The 17,563-nt window shown below is 72.7% G+C and carries 15 protein-coding genes; 4 read left to right on the forward strand and 11 right to left on the reverse strand.

What is annotated here, in order from left to right:
• Positions 1 to 140 precede the first annotated feature (140 nt).
• The 3 genes from modA to IE153_RS36880 are packed head-to-tail and all read left to right on the forward strand — an operon-like array spanning position 141 to position 2,871.
• On the forward strand, positions 141 to 953 hold the full coding sequence (modA, locus tag IE153_RS36870; protein ID WP_189594052.1) for a molybdate ABC transporter substrate-binding protein: 813 nt from the start codon (positions 141 to 143) through the stop codon (positions 951 to 953).
• Positions 950 to 1,801: an ABC transporter permease gene (locus IE153_RS36875; protein WP_189594053.1), complete on the forward strand. Its 852-nt coding sequence runs from the start codon at positions 950 to 952 to the stop codon at positions 1,799 to 1,801. Before modA ends, IE153_RS36875 begins: the two co-directional genes overlap by 4 nt.
• Complete coding sequence (locus IE153_RS36880) at positions 1,798 to 2,871, forward strand: ABC transporter ATP-binding protein (RefSeq protein WP_189594054.1); 1,074 nt, start codon at positions 1,798 to 1,800, stop codon at positions 2,869 to 2,871. Before IE153_RS36875 ends, IE153_RS36880 begins: the two co-directional genes overlap by 4 nt.
• A 20-nt stretch (positions 2,872 to 2,891) precedes the next feature.
• On the opposite strand, the gene IE153_RS36885 is transcribed toward IE153_RS36880, so the two are convergent.
• From IE153_RS36885 to IE153_RS36900, 4 genes are all read right to left on the reverse strand, one after another.
• The gene (locus tag IE153_RS36885) at positions 2,892 to 4,106 is read right to left on the reverse strand and encodes an NAD(P)/FAD-dependent oxidoreductase (RefSeq protein WP_189594055.1); all 1,215 of its coding nucleotides are present in this window, start codon (positions 4,104 to 4,106) and stop codon (positions 2,892 to 2,894) included.
• A 114-nt stretch (positions 4,107 to 4,220) separates the two neighbouring features.
• Positions 4,221 to 5,171 (reverse strand): RNA polymerase sigma factor SigJ, encoded by a 951-nt coding sequence (sigJ, locus tag IE153_RS36890; protein ID WP_189594056.1) that lies wholly within the window; start codon positions 5,169 to 5,171, stop codon positions 4,221 to 4,223.
• Between the two features lie 10 nt (positions 5,172 to 5,181).
• On the reverse strand, positions 5,182 to 7,578 hold the full coding sequence (locus IE153_RS36895; protein WP_494402951.1) for a bifunctional salicylyl-CoA 5-hydroxylase/oxidoreductase: 2,397 nt from the start codon (positions 7,576 to 7,578) through the stop codon (positions 5,182 to 5,184).
• Positions 7,563 to 8,390 (reverse strand): enoyl-CoA hydratase family protein, encoded by an 828-nt coding sequence (locus IE153_RS36900; protein ID WP_189594057.1) that lies wholly within the window; start codon positions 8,388 to 8,390, stop codon positions 7,563 to 7,565. Before IE153_RS36900 ends, IE153_RS36895 begins: the two co-directional genes overlap by 16 nt.
• Before the next feature lie 320 nt (positions 8,391 to 8,710).
• On the opposite strand from IE153_RS36900, the gene IE153_RS36905 reads away from it, so the two are divergent.
• A complete protein-coding gene (locus tag IE153_RS36905; RefSeq protein ID WP_189594058.1) occupies positions 8,711 to 9,166 on the forward strand; it encodes an ATP-binding protein in 456 nt (151 codons plus the stop codon).
• Here IE153_RS36905 and IE153_RS36910 read toward each other — a convergent pair.
• The 7 genes from IE153_RS36910 to IE153_RS36940 all read right to left on the reverse strand — a co-directional run bounded on the left by IE153_RS36910 (position 9,123) and on the right by IE153_RS36940 (position 17,517).
• On the reverse strand, positions 9,123 to 10,559 hold the full coding sequence (locus IE153_RS36910) for an amino acid permease (protein WP_189594059.1): 1,437 nt from the start codon (positions 10,557 to 10,559) through the stop codon (positions 9,123 to 9,125). The two genes, IE153_RS36905 and IE153_RS36910, sit on opposite strands and share 44 nt — an antisense overlap.
• A 103-nt stretch (positions 10,560 to 10,662) precedes the next feature.
• Positions 10,663 to 11,670 (reverse strand): ornithine carbamoyltransferase, encoded by a 1,008-nt coding sequence (argF, locus tag IE153_RS36915; RefSeq protein WP_189594060.1) that lies wholly within the window; start codon positions 11,668 to 11,670, stop codon positions 10,663 to 10,665.
• Between the two features lie 60 nt (positions 11,671 to 11,730).
• Positions 11,731 to 12,954 (reverse strand): arginine deiminase, encoded by a 1,224-nt coding sequence (locus IE153_RS36920; protein WP_185011003.1) that lies wholly within the window; start codon positions 12,952 to 12,954, stop codon positions 11,731 to 11,733.
• A gap of 99 nt (positions 12,955 to 13,053) precedes the next feature.
• Entirely contained in the window at positions 13,054 to 14,796 is a 1,743-nt protein-coding gene (locus IE153_RS36925) for an HEXXH motif domain-containing protein (protein WP_189594061.1), read from the reverse strand.
• Positions 14,797 to 14,889: 93 nt separating this feature from the next.
• Complete coding sequence (locus IE153_RS36930; protein ID WP_189594062.1) at positions 14,890 to 15,120, reverse strand: hypothetical protein; 231 nt, start codon at positions 15,118 to 15,120, stop codon at positions 14,890 to 14,892.
• 100 nt (positions 15,121 to 15,220) lie between these two features.
• Positions 15,221 to 16,345: an effector-associated domain 2-containing protein gene (locus IE153_RS36935; RefSeq protein ID WP_189594063.1), complete on the reverse strand. Its 1,125-nt coding sequence runs from the start codon at positions 16,343 to 16,345 to the stop codon at positions 15,221 to 15,223.
• Entirely contained in the window at positions 16,342 to 17,517 is a 1,176-nt protein-coding gene (locus tag IE153_RS36940) for a hypothetical protein (RefSeq protein ID WP_189594064.1), read from the reverse strand. The genes IE153_RS36935 and IE153_RS36940 overlap by 4 nt, the downstream gene beginning before the upstream one ends.
• Positions 17,518 to 17,563: the final 46 nt, after the last annotated feature.

Here is a 17,563-nt window from a genome sequence, read left to right on the forward strand (position 1 = left end):
CCCCGGCCGGCGTTGCCGTACGAACGCACATGCCACCCCCAGGGATCCCTGCCCATGCTCATGCGAATCCACAGGGGCCTTTCCCCTCGCATCTGCGGCATTATCATCGGCGCAGACCGAACCGAGGGAGTAGCTCCGTGATGACCCGTACCGCGCGCCGGCCCCGTCGCCCGCTCCAGGTGGCCGCGGGAGGGGCCGCAGCCCTGCTGGCCCTGAGTGCCTGCTCGTCCGGCTCGGATTCCTCGGCGAAGCCGGACTCCCCCGGGTCGGGCAAGCCCTCCGGCGAGGTGACCGTGTTCGCCGCGGCCTCGCTGAAGGAGAGCTTCACGACGCTGGGCGAGCAGTTCGAGAAGGAGCACCCCGGTACGAAGGTCACCTTCAGCTTCGGCGGCAGCGACTCGCTGGCCGCGAGCATCACCGGCGGCGCCCCGGCGGACGTCTTCGCCTCGGCCAGCCCCAAGACGATGAAGATCGTCACGGACGCCGGGGACGCCTCGGGCACCCCCGCGACCTTCGTCCGCAACGAACTGGAGATCGCCACCCTGCCCGGCAACCCCGGGAAGATCGCCTCGCTCGAGGACCTCACCGAGGCGGGCCGGAAGGTCGTGCTCTGCGACAAGGAGGTGCCGTGCGGCGCCGCCGCGCAGAAGGCCCTGGACGCGAGCAAGCTGAAGCTCACCCCCGTCTCCTACGAGCAGGACGTGAAGGCCGCGCTCACCAAGGTCGAGCTGAAGGAGGCCGACGCCGCCGTCGTCTACAAGACGGACGTGCGCGCGGCGGGTGACAAGGTGGAGGGCGTGGAGTTCCCCGAGTCCGCCGACGCCGTCAACGACTACCCGATCGCCCTGCTCAAGGGCGCGCGGAACACCGAGACCGCCAAGGCGTTCATCGCGCTGGTGCGGTCGGCCGAGGGCCAGAAGGTCCTGACCGGGGCCGGGTTCCTCAAGCCGTGACGTTCCCGACCGACAAGCCTCGCGCCGCGGCCGACACCCTCCGGGGCGGTCCGCGGCGCCGGCGCGTCCGGACGGGCGTCCCGCTGCCCCTGCTCGTCCCCGCGCTGATCGGCCTGGCCTTCCTGACGGTGCCGCTGATCGCCCTGCTCGTGCGGACCCCGTGGCGGAGCCTGCCCACGCAGCTGACCAGCCCGGACGTGTGGCAGGCTCTCCAGCTCTCCCTGATCTGCGCGACCCTCGCCACCGGCGTGAGCCTGGTCATCGGCGTGCCGCTGGCCTGGCTGCTGGCCCGCGTCGACTTCCCCGGCCGCGGCCTCGTACGCGCCCTCGTCACCCTGCCCCTCGTCCTGCCTCCGGTCGTGGGCGGTGTGGCGCTGCTGATGGCGCTCGGCCGCAACGGCATCGTCGGGCAGTGGCTCGACGCGTGGTTCGGCATCACGCTGCCCTTCACCACCGCCGGGGTCGTGATCGCGGAGGCGTTCGTGGCGATGCCCTTCCTCGTGATCAGCGTCGAGGGCACCCTGCGGGCCGCCGATCCGCGCTACGAGGAGGCCGCCGCCACCCTGGGCGCGTCCCGCTTCACCGCGTTCCGCCGGGTGACGCTGCCGCTGATCGCGCCGGGCATCGCGGCGGGCGCGGTCCTCGCCTGGGCGCGGGCGCTCGGCGAGTTCGGCGCGACGATCACCTTCGCCGGCAACTTCCCCGGCCGCACCCAGACCATGCCCCTGGCCGTCTACCTGGCCCTGCAGAGCGACCCGGAGGCCGCGATCGCCCTCAGCCTGGTGCTGCTGGCGGTGTCGATCGCGGTGCTCGCCGGGTTGCGTGACCGATGGATGAGCGCCGGATGACCCAGACCCACGCCGCCACCGGCACCTCCATGGAAGGACTCGACGCCCGTCTCGTCGTGGACCGGGGCGGCTTCCGCCTCGACGTGGCGCTGACCGTCGCACCCGGCGAGGTCGTCGCCCTGCTCGGGCCGAACGGCGCCGGCAAGACCACCGCGCTGCGCGCCCTCGCCGGTCTGACCCAGCTGTCCTGCGGCCATCTGCGGCTGGACGGCGCCGAGCTGGACCGTACGCCGCCGGAGGCCCGTCCGGTCGGTGTCGTCTTCCAGGACTACCTGCTCTTCCCCCACCTCACGGCCCTCGACAACGTCGCCTTCGGCCCCCGCTGCCAGGGCGCGACCAAGGCCGAGGCCCGTGCGCAGGCCGCCGAGTGGCTCGACCGCCTCGGCCTCGCCGCGCACACCGGCGCCAAGCCGCGCAGGCTCTCCGGCGGCCAGGCCCAGCGCGTCGCCCTCGCCCGTGCCCTGGCGACCCGCCCCCGGCTGCTGCTCCTGGACGAGCCGCTGGCGGCCCTGGACGCCCGGACCCGGCTGGAGGTCCGTGCCCGGCTCCGGCGCCATCTGGCCGACTTCGAGGCGGTCGCCGTGCTCGTCACCCACGATCCGCTCGACGCCATGGTGCTGGCCGACCGGCTGGTGGTCGTGGAGCACGGCCGGGTGGTCCAGGAGGGCACCCCGGGCGACATCGCCCGCCATCCCCGTACGGACTACATCGCACAGCTGGTCGGCCTGAACCTCTACCGGGGCGAGGCCGACGGCCACACCGTGCGGCTCGCCGACGGCCCGCACCTGACGACCACGGAGATCCTGTCCGGCCCGGTCTTCGTGGCGTTCCCGCCCGGTGCGGTCACATTGCACCGGGAGCGGCCCACGGGCTCCAGCGCCCGCAACCTGTGGCGCTGCGAGGTGGCGGGCCTGGAGACCCACGGCGACCAGATCCGCGCCGACCTCACCGGTGAACTCCCCCTCGCCGCCGACCTCACGACGGTCGCCGCGGCCGAACTCGATCTCCACCCGGGGGCGGAGGTCTGGGCGACGGTGAAGGCGACGCAGACCCACGCCTACCCGGTCTGAGGCGGTCGGCATCCCGCGGCTCAGGCCGCTGTCCGGACCGGGGAGTTCTCCGGGACGGCGACGGCCTCCCGCACGACGCGGCGGCGCCGGGCCGGCACGAGCAGCGGGTGGGCGACGCCCCAGGCCGCGCCCTTGCAGATGATCTCCTTGTAGAGCGCGGCGAGCCGGCCGGTCAGGGCCGCGGACTTCGCCCTGTCGTCGGCGGTGACGTACTGGATCAGTCCGTCCTTGCGGCCCAGGGAGATGCACTGGTTGAAGTAGCGCACCGGCACGTTCGGGACCTTCCCGCCGGTCAGGCGGGCCGCGATGGCGTCGGCGGCCTGCCAGGCGGTGGGGACGCCCGAGGCGCACGACATCCGCAGCGGCTTGTCCCCGGGGCCCATCGCCAGGGCCGCGTCGCCGACGGCGTACACGTCCGGGTGCGACACCGAGCGCATGGTCCGGTCGACCACGATCTGGCCGGTGCCGGAGACCTCCAGGGTGGTGGCCTGTGCGATGGGGTGAACGGCGAAGCCCGTGGTCCACACGGTGACCGCCGCCGGGAGGGTCGTGCCGTCGGCGGTGGTGACGCGGTCGGCGTCGACGGCGGTGACGGCGGTGTGCTCGTGGACGGTGATGCCGAGCCGGTCGAAGGTCTTCCGCAGGTGCCCGCCCCCCTTGGGCGAGAGCCAGTCGCCGAATCCGCCGCGGACGGCCAGGGCGACGTCGAGGTCCGGCCGGGCCTCGGCGATCTCGGTCGCCGCCTCCACCCCGGTGAGGCCGCCACCGACCACGACCACGGACTGCCCGGCGGGCAGGCCGGCCAGGCGCTCGCGCAGCCGGAGCGCTCCGGGGCGGCTTGCGATCTCGTGGGCGTGCTCGGCGGTGCCGGGCACCCCCTGGTCGTTCCAGCCGCTGCCGAGGGCGTAGACGAGGGTGTCGTACTCCAACTCCTCGCCCTTCGCCTCTCCGGTCGCGTCGAGGGCGGCGACGGTGACGGTCTTGCGGTCGGCGTCGAGGGCGGTGACCTTCCCCTGCTTCAGCGCGACGCCGGTGCCCTGGAACATCTCGTCGAAGGGCCGGGGCGCGAGGTCCTGGCCGGTTGCGAGCTGGTGCATCCGGACGCGCTCGACGAAGTCGGGCTCGGCGTTGACGAGGGTGATGGCGACGTCCTCGCGGTGCAGTCGCTTGGCGAGGCGCCCGGCGGCGGTTGCTCCGGTGTAGCCGGCTCCGAGGACGACGATGCGGTGCTGCATGGCGTAGCTCCTGTCATGACGGCTGTCTGTTGCGGATTCACCCCTTGAACCGGGGGGCCCGCCGTTTCCTGACAGGAACGCAATGTGAAGCACGTCACACTGCTGTAGGTCGGGTCAGAAGACCGTGAGCAGGGGGTCTCCGTGGTCGCCGTCGGCCCACAGCCGGGTCGCGCGTTCGAGCTTGTCGGGGTTGACCTGGTTGCGGAACGCGACGATGCCGTCGGCGGCGACCTCCAAACACATGACGCCGATGACCCGGCCGTCGAGGACCACCACGAGGGCGGGGTCGCCGTTGGCGGTCCAGGCGTAGACGTCCGGCGAGCCGCCGACCAGGGCGCGCTTGGCCGCGCTGGGCTTGAACAGGCCCCGCATGAACTTGGCGACCGCGAGGGCGCCCTCGAACGCCCTGGCGCGCGCCGGGACCTTCCCGCCGCCGTCCCCGACCGCGACGGCGTCCCCGGTGAGCAGCTGCACGAGCGGCTCGGTCCGGCCGCTGGCGGCGGCCGCGAGGAACTCGTCGATGATCCGCCGGGCCGCGGTCTCGTCGATCTCGGTGCGGGTGCGGGCCCTGCCGTCCGCGACGCGCTTCTTCGCGCGGTGGAAGATCTGCTGGCTGGAGGCCTCGGTGATGTCGAGGATCTCGGCGATCTCCCGGTGCGGATAGTCGAAGGCCTCCCGCAGGACGTACACCGCCCGTTCGTTCGGGGACAGGCGCTCCAGCAGGACGAGTACCGCGTACGAGACCGATTCCCGCTGCTCGGCGGTGTCGGCGGGCCCGAGCATCCGGTCCCCGGCGAGCAGCGGCTCGGGCAGCCACTGCCCCACGTAGGTCTCACGCCGCGCACGCGCCGAGGTGAGCTGGTTGAGGCACAGGTTGGCGAGCACCTTCGTCAGCCAGGCCTCGGGGACCTCGATGCGCTCGATGTCGGCGCCCTGCCAGCGCAGGAACGTCTCCTGCACGGCGTCCTCGGCCTCGCTCGCCGACCCGAGCATCCGATAGGCCACCGCCTCAAGGCGCGGCCTGAAGGCTTCGAACCGGTCCACGTCGTCCAGGGTCAGGGCCATGCCACGGATCTTAGCCGCCGTCGGCGGCGCCGCCTCCCAGACTCAGTCGCGGTTTCGGGGCGTCCGTACGGCCCGTCTGGGGGCGGCGGCTTCCCGCGCGGTACGGGGCCGGCCAGGGCGCGCCCGGGCCGGTGTAGCCCTGCTCGGCCGCCGCGTGCAGGGTCCAGTGGGGGTCGTAGAGGTGGGGGCGGGCCAGGGCGCAGAGGTCGGTGCGGCCCGCGAGGATCAGGGAGTTGACGTCGTCCCAGGAGGAGATCGCGCCGACCGCGATCACCGGGATGCCGGTGCTGTGGCGGATCCGGTCCGCGAACGGCGTCTGGTACGACCGCCCGAACTCCGGCCGCTCGTCGGCCACGACCTGGCCCGTCGACACGTCGATCGCGTCGGCGCCGTGCGCGGCGAAGGCCCGCGCGATCTCGACGGCGTCCTCGGCGGTCGTGCCGCCCTCGGCCCAGTCGGTGGCGGAGACGCGGACGGTCATGGGCCGCTCCCCCGGCCATACGTTCCGTACGGCGTCGAAGACCTCCAGCGGGAAGCGCAGCCGCTTCTCCAGGGAGCCGCCGTAGGCGTCCGTGCGCCGGTTGGTCAGCGGGGAGAGGAACCCGGACAGCAGGTAGCCGTGCGCGCAGTGCAGTTCGAGCAGGTCGAAACCGGCCCGGGCGGCGCGCACCGCGGACGCTGTGAACTGCTCCCGGATGTCGGTGAGTTGAGCGCGGGACAACTCACGCGGCGTCTGGCTGAATTCCTTGTACGGCAGCGCCGAGGGGGCGACGAGCGGCCAGTTGCCCTCGTCCAGCGGCTCGTCCATGCCCTCCCACATCAGCCGCGTGGAGCCCTTGCGGCCGCTGTGGCCGAGCTGCACGCCGATCGCGGTGCCGGGGGCCCGGTCGTGCACGAAGTTGGTGATCCGCTTCCACGCCTCGGCCTGCCGACCGGTGTAGAGGCCGGCGCAGCCGGGCGTGATCCGGCCCTCCTCGCTGACGCACACCATCTCCGTCATCACCAGCCCGGCCCCGCCCAGCGCCCGCGCGCCCAGGTGGACGAGGTGGAAGTCGCCGGGGACGCCGTCGACGGCCGAGTACATGTCCATGGGCGAGACGACGACCCGGTTGCGCAGGGTCAGGCCGCGCAGCCGGAACGGCGTGAACATCGGGGGCGTGCCGGGCGGGCAGCCGAACTCGCGCTCGACCGTCTCCGTGAAGCGGGCGTCGCGCAGCCGCAGGTTGTCGTGCGTGACGCGGCGGCTGCGGGTGAGCAGGTTGAAGGCGAACTGACGGGGCGGCTGGTCCAGGTACAGGGCGATGTTCTCGAACCACTCCAGGCTGGCCCGGGCCGCGCGCTGCGTGGAGGCGACGACGGGGCGCCGCTCCTCCTCGTAGGCGGTCAGGGCCTCGGGCAGCGAGTCCCGCTCCTCCAGACAGGCGGCGAGGGCCAGCGCGTCCTCGACGGCGAGCTTGGTGCCGGAGCCGATGGAGAAGTGGGCGGTGTGGGCGGCGTCCCCGAGGAGCACGATGTTGCCGTGCGACCAGCGGTCGTTGACGACCGTGCGGAACGTCGTCCACGTGGAGTGGTTCGACTTCAGCGGGCGGCCGCGCAGCGCCTCCGCGAAGATCTTGCCGCAGCGCTCGATCGACTCCGCTTCACCGAGCTCGTCGAAACCGGCCGCGTGCCAGACCTCTTCGCGCATCTCGATGATCACGGTCGAGGCGTCGGGGGCGTAGGGGTAGCCGTGGAGCTGCATCACGCCGTGTTCGGTCTCGGCGATCTCGAAGCGGAAGGAGTCGAAGGGGAAGTCGGCGGCGAGCCAGATGTAGCGGCAGCGGTGGGTGGTCACGCGGGGGCGGAAGACGTCCGCGTGGGTCTCGCGGGTGGCGCTGTGGATGCCGTCCGCGGCGATGACCAGGTCGTGGGTGTGCGCGAGGTCGTGCGGGGCCTCGGTGCGGAAGCGGAGGTCGACGCCGAGTTCGCGGCAGCGGGTGTGCAGGATCTCGAGCAGCCGCTTGCGGCCCAGAGCCGCGAATCCGTGTCCGCCGGAGGTGTGGCGGTGGGTGCGGTGGACGATGTCTATGTCGTCCCAGCGGGTGAAGTGGCGCTGGAGGGCCTCATAGACCTGGGGGTCGGCGTGTTCGATGCCGCCGAGGGTCTCGTCGGAGAGGACCACGCCGAAGCCGAAGGTGTCGTCGGGGGCATTGCGTTCCCAGACGGTGATCTCGCGGGCGGGGTCGAGGCGTTTGAGGAGGGCGGCGGCGTAGAGGCCGCCGGGGCCGCCACCGATGATCGCCACGCGCAGGGGGTGGCTGGTGTCGTGGTGCGGCTGCGTCGGGGCTTGTCGCGCCCACGCGGCGGTAGCCGCAGATTCGGCACCGCCCCGCGCCCCTGGAGGCACCGCGGTCACCGTCCGCTCCACTTCGGGGGGCGCTTCTCCGTGAACGCCGCGTGGAACTCCGCGTAGTCCTCCCCCGTCATCAGGAGGGCCTGGGTCGAGGCGTCCAGTTCGATCGAGGCAGCCATAGGCATGTCCAGTTCGGACGTGAGCAGGGCCTTGGTCTGGGCGTACGCCAGAGCCGGGCCCTCCGCCAGGCGGCGGGCCAGCTGTTGTGCGGCCTCGTCGGCGGCGCCTTCCTCCGTCAGTTCGCTGATCAGGCCGATGCGCTCGGCCTCGATGGCCCGGACCGGGTCGCCCAGCATCAGCAGGCGGGTCGCGTGACCCAGGCCGACGACCCGGGGCAGCAGGTAGGCCGCGCCCATGTCGCCGCCGGAGAGGCCGACGCGGGTGAAGAGGAAGGCGAAGCGGGCGGTGGGGTCGGCGACGCGGAAGTCCGCGGCCAGGGCGAGGACCGCTCCCGCTCCCGCGGCCACGCCGTGCAGCGCCGCGATCACGGGGAACGGGCACTCACGGATCGCGCGGACCACCTGGCCGGTCATCCGGTTGAAGTCCAGGAGCTGGGCGGTGTCCATGCCGAGGGTGGCGCCGATGATCTCGTCGACGTCGCCGCCGGAGCAGAAGCCGCGCCCTTCCCCGGCCAGCACCATGGCCCGTACGGACCGTTCCCGGGACAGCTCCGCGAGCAGGTCGCGCAGGTCGGCGTAGGCGCCGAAGGTGAGCGCGTTGAGCTTCTCGGGGCGGGCCAGGGTGACGGTGGCGACGCCGTCGGCGATGTCGACGCGCAGATGCTCCCAGCCTGGGGTGCGGGCGGCGGAGCCGGTGAAGGGACTCATGACGTGCGGCCTCCTCGGGCGGGCACTGCCTCACAGAGCTCTACCCTCCGAAGCTATCACTCATCCGTGACTGTCGTCATGAGTGCGCGATAGGCCGTCCGGGTAGGACTCCGATGTGGGCCCGGCGTGACCTGGGCCGGTTACATCCGTCACAGATCGTCCACACCGGCGTAACGGCGGGAGCAGCTGTGCGCGGCGGCGCGTTCACCTGGGTAAGCCGTCCGGCAAGGAGGCAAGGGCGCCTCCGACGGTGCCCCTCGGACGCCTCGGAAGAGCGGCGCCGTACCATTCATCAGGTTGAAAGCAGGATGTCCTGCTCCATGAACGGACCCGCCGTGTACGAACTCTCCTCAGCCCCCGCCTCATGGCGCATCGCGCTGCCGCACACCGCAGCGGCGGTGCCCGTGGCCCGCGCCCTGGTCCGTACGGCGCTGGCCGAGCTGGAGCACCGGGCGGACTGCGACACCGCGGAGCTGCTGACGGCGGAGCTGGTGGCGAACGCCGTGGAGCACACCACGGGCGAGACGCCGATAGAGCTGGTCGTGGAGCTGATGCCGTCGGGATGTCAGGTCGAGGTGCACGACACCGACCCGGCCCCGCCCGGCGACCTCACCCGTCCGGCCGGCGGGCCGCCCGACCCCTGGCAGGAGCACGGGCGCGGGCTGCTGCTGATCCGCGCCCTGAGCTCCTCCTGCGGGCACCGCCCGACCGAGTCCGGCAAGGCGGTCTGGTTCAGACTGCCTGTGGTTCCCGCTCAGCGGCGTTCGCCGGCGTGACCGCGGCGAGCCGGGAGTTCCTGCGCCCGTAGAGCAGGTACAGGGCGATCCCGACCAGCAGGAATCCCGCGAACTGGATCCAGGTCGTCGCGCCCGTCTCGTACATCAGGTACAGGCAGAAGCCGACGCCGAGCAGCGGGGTGACGGGGTAGAGCGGCACCCGGAAGGTGCGGGCGAGGTCCGGCTCGCGGCGGCGCAGGGCGATGACCGCGATGTTGACGACGGCCATGGTGGCGAGCGTGCCGATGGTGCACAGGTTGACCACGGCGTCCAGCGGGGCGAAGGCCGCGGGGAGCGCGAAGACGCCCGCCACGATCAGCGTGCCGGCGACCGGCGTGGAGGTCTTCGGCGACACCTTCTCGAAGACGCGCGGGATCAGCCCGTCGCGCGACATGGACAGCAGGATCCGCGTCTGGCCGTACATCACGGCGAGCACGACCGAGGCGATGGCGACGACCGCACCGAAGGCGATCACACCGCCGCCGACGGTGGAGCCGGTGACCTGGTTGACGACGTAGGACAGGGCCGCCGGACGGCCGCCGACCGCGTCGCCGCCGATGGCGCCGATCGCGGCGAGCGCGACCGCGCAGTAGAGCAGCGTGACCAGACCGATGCAGACGAGGATCGCCACGGGGATGTCCCGGCGCGGGTTCTTGGCCTCTTCACCGGCCGTGGTGATCGCGTCGAAGCCGATGTACGAGAAGAAGGCGGCGGTGGTGCCCGCGCCGATGCCGGCGAGGCCGGTCGGCGAGAACGGGGTGAGGTTGCCGTCCTCGAACGCGGTGAAGCCGATCGCGACGAAGGCCACCAGGACGGCGAGCTTCAGCACGGCCATCGCGGCCGTGGCCCGGGCGCTCTCGCGCACGCCGCGCACCAAGAGGACGGCGGCCATGGCGATGACGATCACGGCCGGGAGGTTGACGACCCCGCCGTCGCCCGGCCCGGCCGACAGGGCCGTGGGCAGGTGCACTCCGACGACGCTGTCGAGCAGCTCGTTGACGTACTGGCTCCAGCCGACCGCCACCGCGGACACCGACACGCCGTACTCCAGCAGCAGGCACCAGCCGACGAGGAAGGCCGTGCCCTCGCCGAGACCGGCGTAGGCGAAGGAGTACGAGGAGCCGGAGACCGGGATCGCGCCGCCCAGCTCGGCGAAGGCGAACGCGGTGAAGATGCAGGTGATCGCGGCGAGGAGGAAGGAGACGACCACGGCCGGGCCGGCCTGGGCGACCGAGTCGGACAGTCCGACGAAGATGCCGGTGCCGACGATCGCGCCGACGCCGAAGCAGACCAGCTGGAAGAGACCCATCGTGCGCTTCAGACCGTGACCCTCACGGTCGGCGCCCGACTCCGCCACGAGAAGGGCGGGGGGCTTGATACGGGGAGCGGGCATGCGGGTGGTGCTCGTTTCTGGTGGTGCGGGAGTGCGACGGGTTCGTCGCGCGGCGGCCGCGGAGGAGGGGTGGTTCCGGGCCGCCGGTCAGCATAAGGCCTGTTCAGGCGAGGGTTGCCACCATGACCGCCTTGATGGTGTGCATCCGGTTCTCCGCCTCGTCGAAGACGACCGAGTGGGCCGACTCGAAGACCTCGTCGGAGACCTCCAAGTAGTCCAGGCCGTAGGCCGCGTGGATCTCCTGGCCGACCTTGGTGCCGAGGTCGTGGAAGGCGGGCAGGCAGTGCAGGAACTTCACGTCCGGGTTGCCCGTGGCGCGCAGGACGTCCATGGTCACCGCGTAGGGGGCGAGGGCGGTGATGCGCTCGGCCCAGACCTCCTTCGGCTCGCCCATCGAGACCCAGACGTCCGTGGCGACGAAGTCGGCACCGCGGACGCCCTCGTCCACGGTCTCGGTGAGCGTGATGCGGGCGCCGCTGGTCGCGGCGAGAGCGCGGGCCCGGTCGACGATCTCCTCGGCGGGCCAGTACGCCTTCGGCGCGACGATCCGTACGTCCATGCCGAGCAGGGCGCCGGTGACCAGGTAGGAGTTGCCCATGTTGAAGCGGGCGTCCCCCAGGTAGGCGAAGGCGACCTCGGTCAGCGGCTTGGCGCAGTGCTCGGTCATGGTCAGCACGTCGGCGAGCATCTGGGTGGGGTGCCAGTCGTCGGTGAGCCCGTTGTAGACGGGCACCCCGGCGTGCGCCGCCAGCTCCTCCACCTTCTGCTGGCTGTCGCCCCGGTACTCGATCGCGTCGTACATCCGGCCCAGCACCCGCGCGGTGTCCTTGACCGACTCCTTGTGCCCTATCTGGGAGCCGGAGGGGTCGAGGTACGTGGTCGAGGCGCCCTGATTGACGGCCGCGACCTCGAACGCGCAGCGGGTGCGGGTGGAGGTCTTCTCGAAGATCAGCGCGATGTTCCGGCCCTGGAGGTACCGGGGCTCGATCCCGCCCCTCTTGGCGGCCTTCAGGTCGGCGGCCAGCTCGACCAGACCGCGGAACTCCTCCGCGGTGAAGTCCAGCTCCTTGAGGAGATGGCGGCCGGCGAGGGCGGTCGGGACAGTCGCCATGAGGGCACTCCAGGGATACGGTGACGGGGATGCTGGAATACTATACGAGCTCCAGCATGCCTATACGGGATCGCGTTCGACCGGGCAGCTCATGCACCGTGGGCCGCCCCTGCCCCGGCCCAGTTCGCTGCCCGGGATCTCTATCACCTCGATGCCCTGTTTGCGCAGGTGGGTGTTGGTGGTGGAGTTCCGTTCGTAGGCGACCACGACCCCGGGTTCGACGGCGAGGACGTTACAGCCGTCGTCCCACTGCTCGCGCTCGGCCGCGTGCACGTCCTGGGTGGCGGTCAGCACACGGATCTGGTTCAGGCCGAGAGCGGCGGCGATCGCGCGGTGCATGTGCTCCGGCGGATGGTCGGTGACCTTCAGCTCCTTCTCGCCGACGCCCGGCTCGATGGTGTACGAGCGGAGCATGCCGAGGCCCGCGTACTGGGTGAAGGTGTCGCCGTCGACCATCGTCATCACGGTGTCGAGGTGCATGAAGGCACGCCGCTTGGGCATGTCGAGGGCCACGATCGTCTCGGCGGACCCGGCGGCGAACAGCTTGTGCGCGAGCATCTCCACGGCCTGCGGGGTGGTGCGCTCGCTCATGCCGATGAGCACCGCCCCGTTGCCGATGACGAGCACGTCCCCGCCCTCGATCGTGGACGGGTAGTCGCTCTGCCCCTCGGACCACTCGTGGAAGGTCTCGTCGCGGAACAGCGGGTGGTGCCGGTAGATCGCCTCGAAGTGCACGGTCTCGCGCTGCCGGGCGGGCCAGCGCATGGCGTTGATGGACACGCCGTCGTAGATCCAGGCGGAGGTGTCGCGGGTGAAGAGGTGGTTGGGCAGGGGGCCCAGCAGGAAGTCGTCCAGTTCCATGACGTGGAAGCGCACGGAGGTCGGCTCCGGGTGCACGTCGAGGAACTCGCGTTTCGTCATGCCGCCGATCAGGACCTCGGCCAGCTCCGGGGCGGGCATGTTCTCGAAGGCGGCTCTGAGCGGGTCGGTGGCCAGCGGGCCGTACTCCTTCTCGTCGAAGACCCGCTCCAGGACGAGGGATCTGGCCGCCGGGACCTCGAGCGTCTCGGCCAGCAGGTCACCGAAGAGGTGGACGTCGACGCCGCGGTCGCGCAGCACGTCGGCGAACCCGTCGTGCTCGGCGCGGGCCCTGCGCACCCACAGCACGTCGTCGAAGAGCAGCGAGGTCTTGTTGCTGGGGGTGAGCCTTTTGAGCTCGAGATCGGGCCGGTGCAGGATGACGCGGCGCAGCCGCCCGGCCTCGGAGTGGACGTGGTATGCCATGCCTCCATCCTGACCATCGGAGGGCGTATTGACGCGCTCCTCGACCGTTTCCATGACGGCCAGTTCTCGTCGCACCGACGACAAGCGGCGGGACCGGCCTCACACCCGGGGCGACGGCTCCAGCAGTTCCTCGGGCCGGGCCAGCATCCGGCGGGCGGCCCGGCCCGGTTCCAGGATCGTCCGGGCGACGATCCAGCCCGCGAGGGCATGCGGCTCGGCCGGGGCGTCGGCCAAGGCGTCGGCGTACCGGACGAGCGCGGCGGTCGCCTCCCCGGCGGCGAGGTGCTCGTCGGCGGTGCGCGGGACGGCGGAGCGGGTCGCGAAGGCGTGGGTGCGCAGGTCCGGCCAGACGGAGCGGTCGCGCCGGAAGCGGAGGTCGGACGGGTCGGCGGCCGGGGCGGGCACGACGTTGCGCAGCCGCCACTCGGTGCGGTGCAGAGCGGCGGCGGTGCGGGCACGGGCCAGTGCGGCCGGCGGGACGTCCTCCCGCAGCCAGCCGTCCAGGGTGCGGGCGAGTCCTGACACGAGGGCGCGGCCCTCGACGGTCAGACGGCCGCTGGTCAGCAGGGTGCGCACGGCCAGGCGGCTCTGCAGGCGGCGCAGGGCGAAGAAGTAGCCGGCGCGCTCCACCGCATCGGCGCCCTGCGCATGGACGCTCTGCGCATCGGCGCAGTGCGCGTCGGCACTCTGCGCGTCTGCCAGCCGGTCCCGCCAGAAGCCCGCGACCCCGGTGAAGGCGTAGGCGCCGTGCAGCAGGCCGGTGAGGTGGCGGGGGTCGGTGCGCCAGGGGGCGTAGTAGCGCTCGGCGCGGTCGTCGTCCAGCAGCGGGAACAGGTGCAGCAGGGCGGCCAGTTTGCTGTGCTGGAGCTCGTGCACCAGGGTTTCGGCGAGGGCGAGCGCGGAGGCCGGGCGGACGATGAGCATGCCGCCGAAGGAGTCTCCGCTGGAGGCCGACACCTGGACGAAGGGCAGCGGGGGCGGGCTGACCCCGGTGCGCCCGAAGGGCACGATCGCCCGGATCATGGCGGGGTGAACCCGCCCCGGGCCGGGCGTGGCCGGGCGGGTCAGGATCCGCGCGGCCTCGCCGAACAACCGCTGCCACTCCCGCGCCTCGTCCTCGTCGAGCCGGGCGGGAGGCAGGTGGTCGTCGAGATCGCGATAGGGGTCGAGGTCTTCGAGCACCACGGCGACCGGGGCCGTGCCGTCGGGGCCGTCGTGGGTGAGGGTCCGCAGCGCGAGCCAGGTGCCCCTGTCGGTGTCGCCACGCCGGCCCAGCGGACGGCAGGTCACCCGCACCGAGCCGGTCGTGCGGCCCGGCCCGGTGACCGTCAGCTCTCCCCCGGCCGTCGTGGCCCGGCCGACCGTCAATCCCTCCTGCGCCCCGGGGAGCCGGACCATGCCGAGACCGGGCAGCGGCAACCGCCCGTCGGTGAGGGGTACGTCGAAGGCCGTCTCCGTGCCCGCGTGCAGGGACGCCGAGAGGGCGAGCGCACTGAAATGGCCCGCTTCCGCCCAGAGCGGCGGCCCGGCGGCCGTGCCGTGGACCCGGCGCAGCATGTGGGAGATCCAGCCGCCGGTCGGCGGGGCCAGCAGCAGCCGTTCGACCGGCTCGGGCGACTCCTCGGCCGCCTCCTTGAGCACCCGCCAGGCCTCGGCGACCGGGGTGAGGGGGGTGGGCAGGGCGTCGAGGTGACCGAGGAGGGTGCGCAGCAGCAGCAACCGCCGTGCCCGTTCTGCTCGTTCGAGGAAGGCGACGGCCGCTGCCGAGCCGCCTCCGGCGGCCAGCTCCGCGAAGAGCCGGTCCGGCATGCGGAAGGGAGCGAGGTGCTGCTCGCTGGTCATCGTCGCGGACCTCCGGTCTGTTGGCGGACATGCACAGGGCCCGGTGCGCGTGCGGGTGTCGCACCGGGGCTCTGCCGTCGGGACGGTCGGCGGCTAGTCGGCTCGGGCGCCCGAGCCCTCACCGCTCCTCATGCTGCTGCGGGCGCGCAGTACCTCGGTCAGCAGGCGCGTGCCGGGAGGCAGGGCGGGGAGACGGTCCACGGCACTGAGGGGCAGCGCCGCGAGGTCCGCCAGATCGGATTCCCAGACGTCGGTCCCCGCCGTGGCAACGGCCGGTTCAGGTGCGGCGGCTCCGGCGTGGTGCAGAGCGGGCGGCTGGTCCAAGATGCTCCCCCTTCTCGCACGGTGGCACGCGATGCCCCGTGTCTATCCATCATGGCCAATACCCCCCGGGGCGAAAACCGTACGATCACGCCACTGATCATCACCGGTCACGCCGAGGCGGCGACGTGGTCGCCAACTCGTGTATCGCGGCTGAGAGTTCTCTTTTCAGAGCCGGATCGTCGTCGAGGGACACCACGGCGTCGAACAGGTCCCACAGTGCCTCCGGGGACCGCCGGGCGAGCCCGCCGAGGATGTTGACGACGTCGGTGCGTGCCTTGCTGTGGCGGCGGAGCACTGCCGTGACACGGGGGTTCAGCGCGGCAACGACTGACTGCCGCTCGTCCGGGTCGTGCATCAAGGGGTAGGCGAGGAGGGCCTCCACCGCCCGCAGCATCGCCGTGAGGGGGCGCTGCGCGGCGGGCGGTCCGGCCGGGGGCAGGGTTTCGGTGCGGTCGGGGCCCTGGAGCCGGATCTCGGGATGCTGAAGAGTACGGCCCTCGTCCCTGAGGGCCGCGATGCGCTCCCGAACGGCCGGAAACAGTTCCTCCGGATCGGGCGGCGCGGGCAGCACGGCGGCCCGGTCGGCCAGCAGACCGAGCAGAACGTCGGAGAACAGGCCGGTCGCGCGGACGGGGTCGTTGACCGCCGCCCTGCCCCGGCCGGCGGCGCGCAGCACGGTCTGCCGGTGGGCATGGCCGGGCCGGCCCACGGGCAGCGCGTCGGCGGGCAGGGCCTCCCGGAAGGCGAGGTCCTCCTCGAACGTCTCGCAGGCGTCCACGATCCACATCTGCTCGCGCAGTCCCGGCACGGCGTCCCCCGAGTACCGGGCGAGCGCGGAGTCCAGGTCGATGCCCACCTTGTCGGCGACGCCGGCGTCCGCGCAGAACAGCCGCAGCCGACCGGCCCGGTCCAGCACACCGTGGCCGCCCCACCACACCCACAGCACATCGCCCTCGGCGAGGGAGAGTTCGCGGACGAGGACCCGGCGCAGGGTCGCCCGGTCCGCACGCCCGTACGGGACCTGCGGGTCGTACGACGGCAAAGGTGCCAGGTGCAGCCGCAGTTGAGATCCCGGTACCCCGGCGTCCCGCAGCAATCGCCGGAACCGTACGGCGTCCCGGGCGGGCCCGGGCAGGCGCCAGGCGTCGCCGGCCTCGTACGCCTCGATTCCGACGATCAGGGCGTGCACCCGGGCGGGGTCGACGGGCGGCGTCGGGGTGGTCACGACAGGTGGTCCACGATGTGGCGGTACACGGCCGGGTTCGTCCAGTAGGCGCTGTGCGCAGCGGGGAACGGCTGCCCGCCGTCGACGGCGACATCGGTGACGCGGCCCGGGAAGAGCCGCGCGCCCACGTAGCCCAGCAGATCGCGCGGGTCGTACAGGTTCAGCCAGGCGGGGACGTGCGCCGGCAGGGGCGCGGGATGTTCGAGGGAGGGCAGCGCACCCGACTCGTACAGGAAGGGCCCCTGGGAGCCCGCGGTCACCAGGAGCCCGACCTGCGGCAGTGGGGCGGAGACCAGCGTGTCGAGGGCGATGATGCCGCCGAGGCTGTGGCCGATCACGGCGACGGGCGGCTCCAGCCCTGCGACGAGGGTGCGCAGGCCGTCCCGGAAGGCCTCGCCTCGGCTCAGGTAGCGCAGGATGTCACCGGCGGCGGGGTGGGCGGCCTCGGTGAGAGCACGCCGGCGGCGCTCGACGGCGCGCGAGGCCACGCCTCCGGCCGTACGCAGCAGGTAGGCGCGCAGTCCTCGCTCCGCGCCCCGGGGCAGTGCTCCGAGGGCCTCGGCGATCCGGTCGGTGACGGCGTCACGCGTCTCACCGGTGGGGACGAGCGGGGAGCCGGCGTCGAGGGCGTCGGCGACGAGGCGCGCGGTCAGGGAGCGGGCCGCGACGACGGCGAGGTCCGCCGGGTCGAGGACGTCGGCCGCGGGGCCGAGCAAGGGGTGGGCGGCCAGGTCGGTGCACGCCCCTGGCAGCCCGGGGCCCAGTTCGGCCGCGAGGGCGTCACCCCGGGCGGCCAGCGCGGTGAGCAGCGCCCGTATCGACTGCTGCGGCGGCACGGAACCGGGCGGTCGTTCGACGGCCGGTCCGGATCGGGCGGCCGTCAGGGCCAGTTCGGCGTACGGGTCGTCGTAGAGGAGGGCCCATTCCCATGCCGCCTCGTCACCCGGGTTCGGCTGTGCCGGGTCCTCGCCGAGAGAGCGCGTGGTGCCGGACCGGGGTGGCAGGCTCGCTCCGTCGGCCGCGAGCGCGGCACCGTGTGCCGCACCCCAGGGGTAGGGCAGGACACGTAGCCCGTCACGGTGTGTGGCCAGTCCGGCCGTCACCCGCTCCACCAGCGCGGAGAAGCCCGGCTCGCGGACCCCGGTCCCATGGACGAAGACGACCGCCGTCATGCGCCCCCCGTGGCCGGATTGCTCTTGCGAGAGTCAACTTACCCAC

It is taken from the genome of Streptomyces massasporeus (genome assembly GCF_014648995.1).
Taxonomy (GTDB): Bacteria; Actinomycetota; Actinomycetes; order Streptomycetales; family Streptomycetaceae; genus Streptomyces; species Streptomyces massasporeus.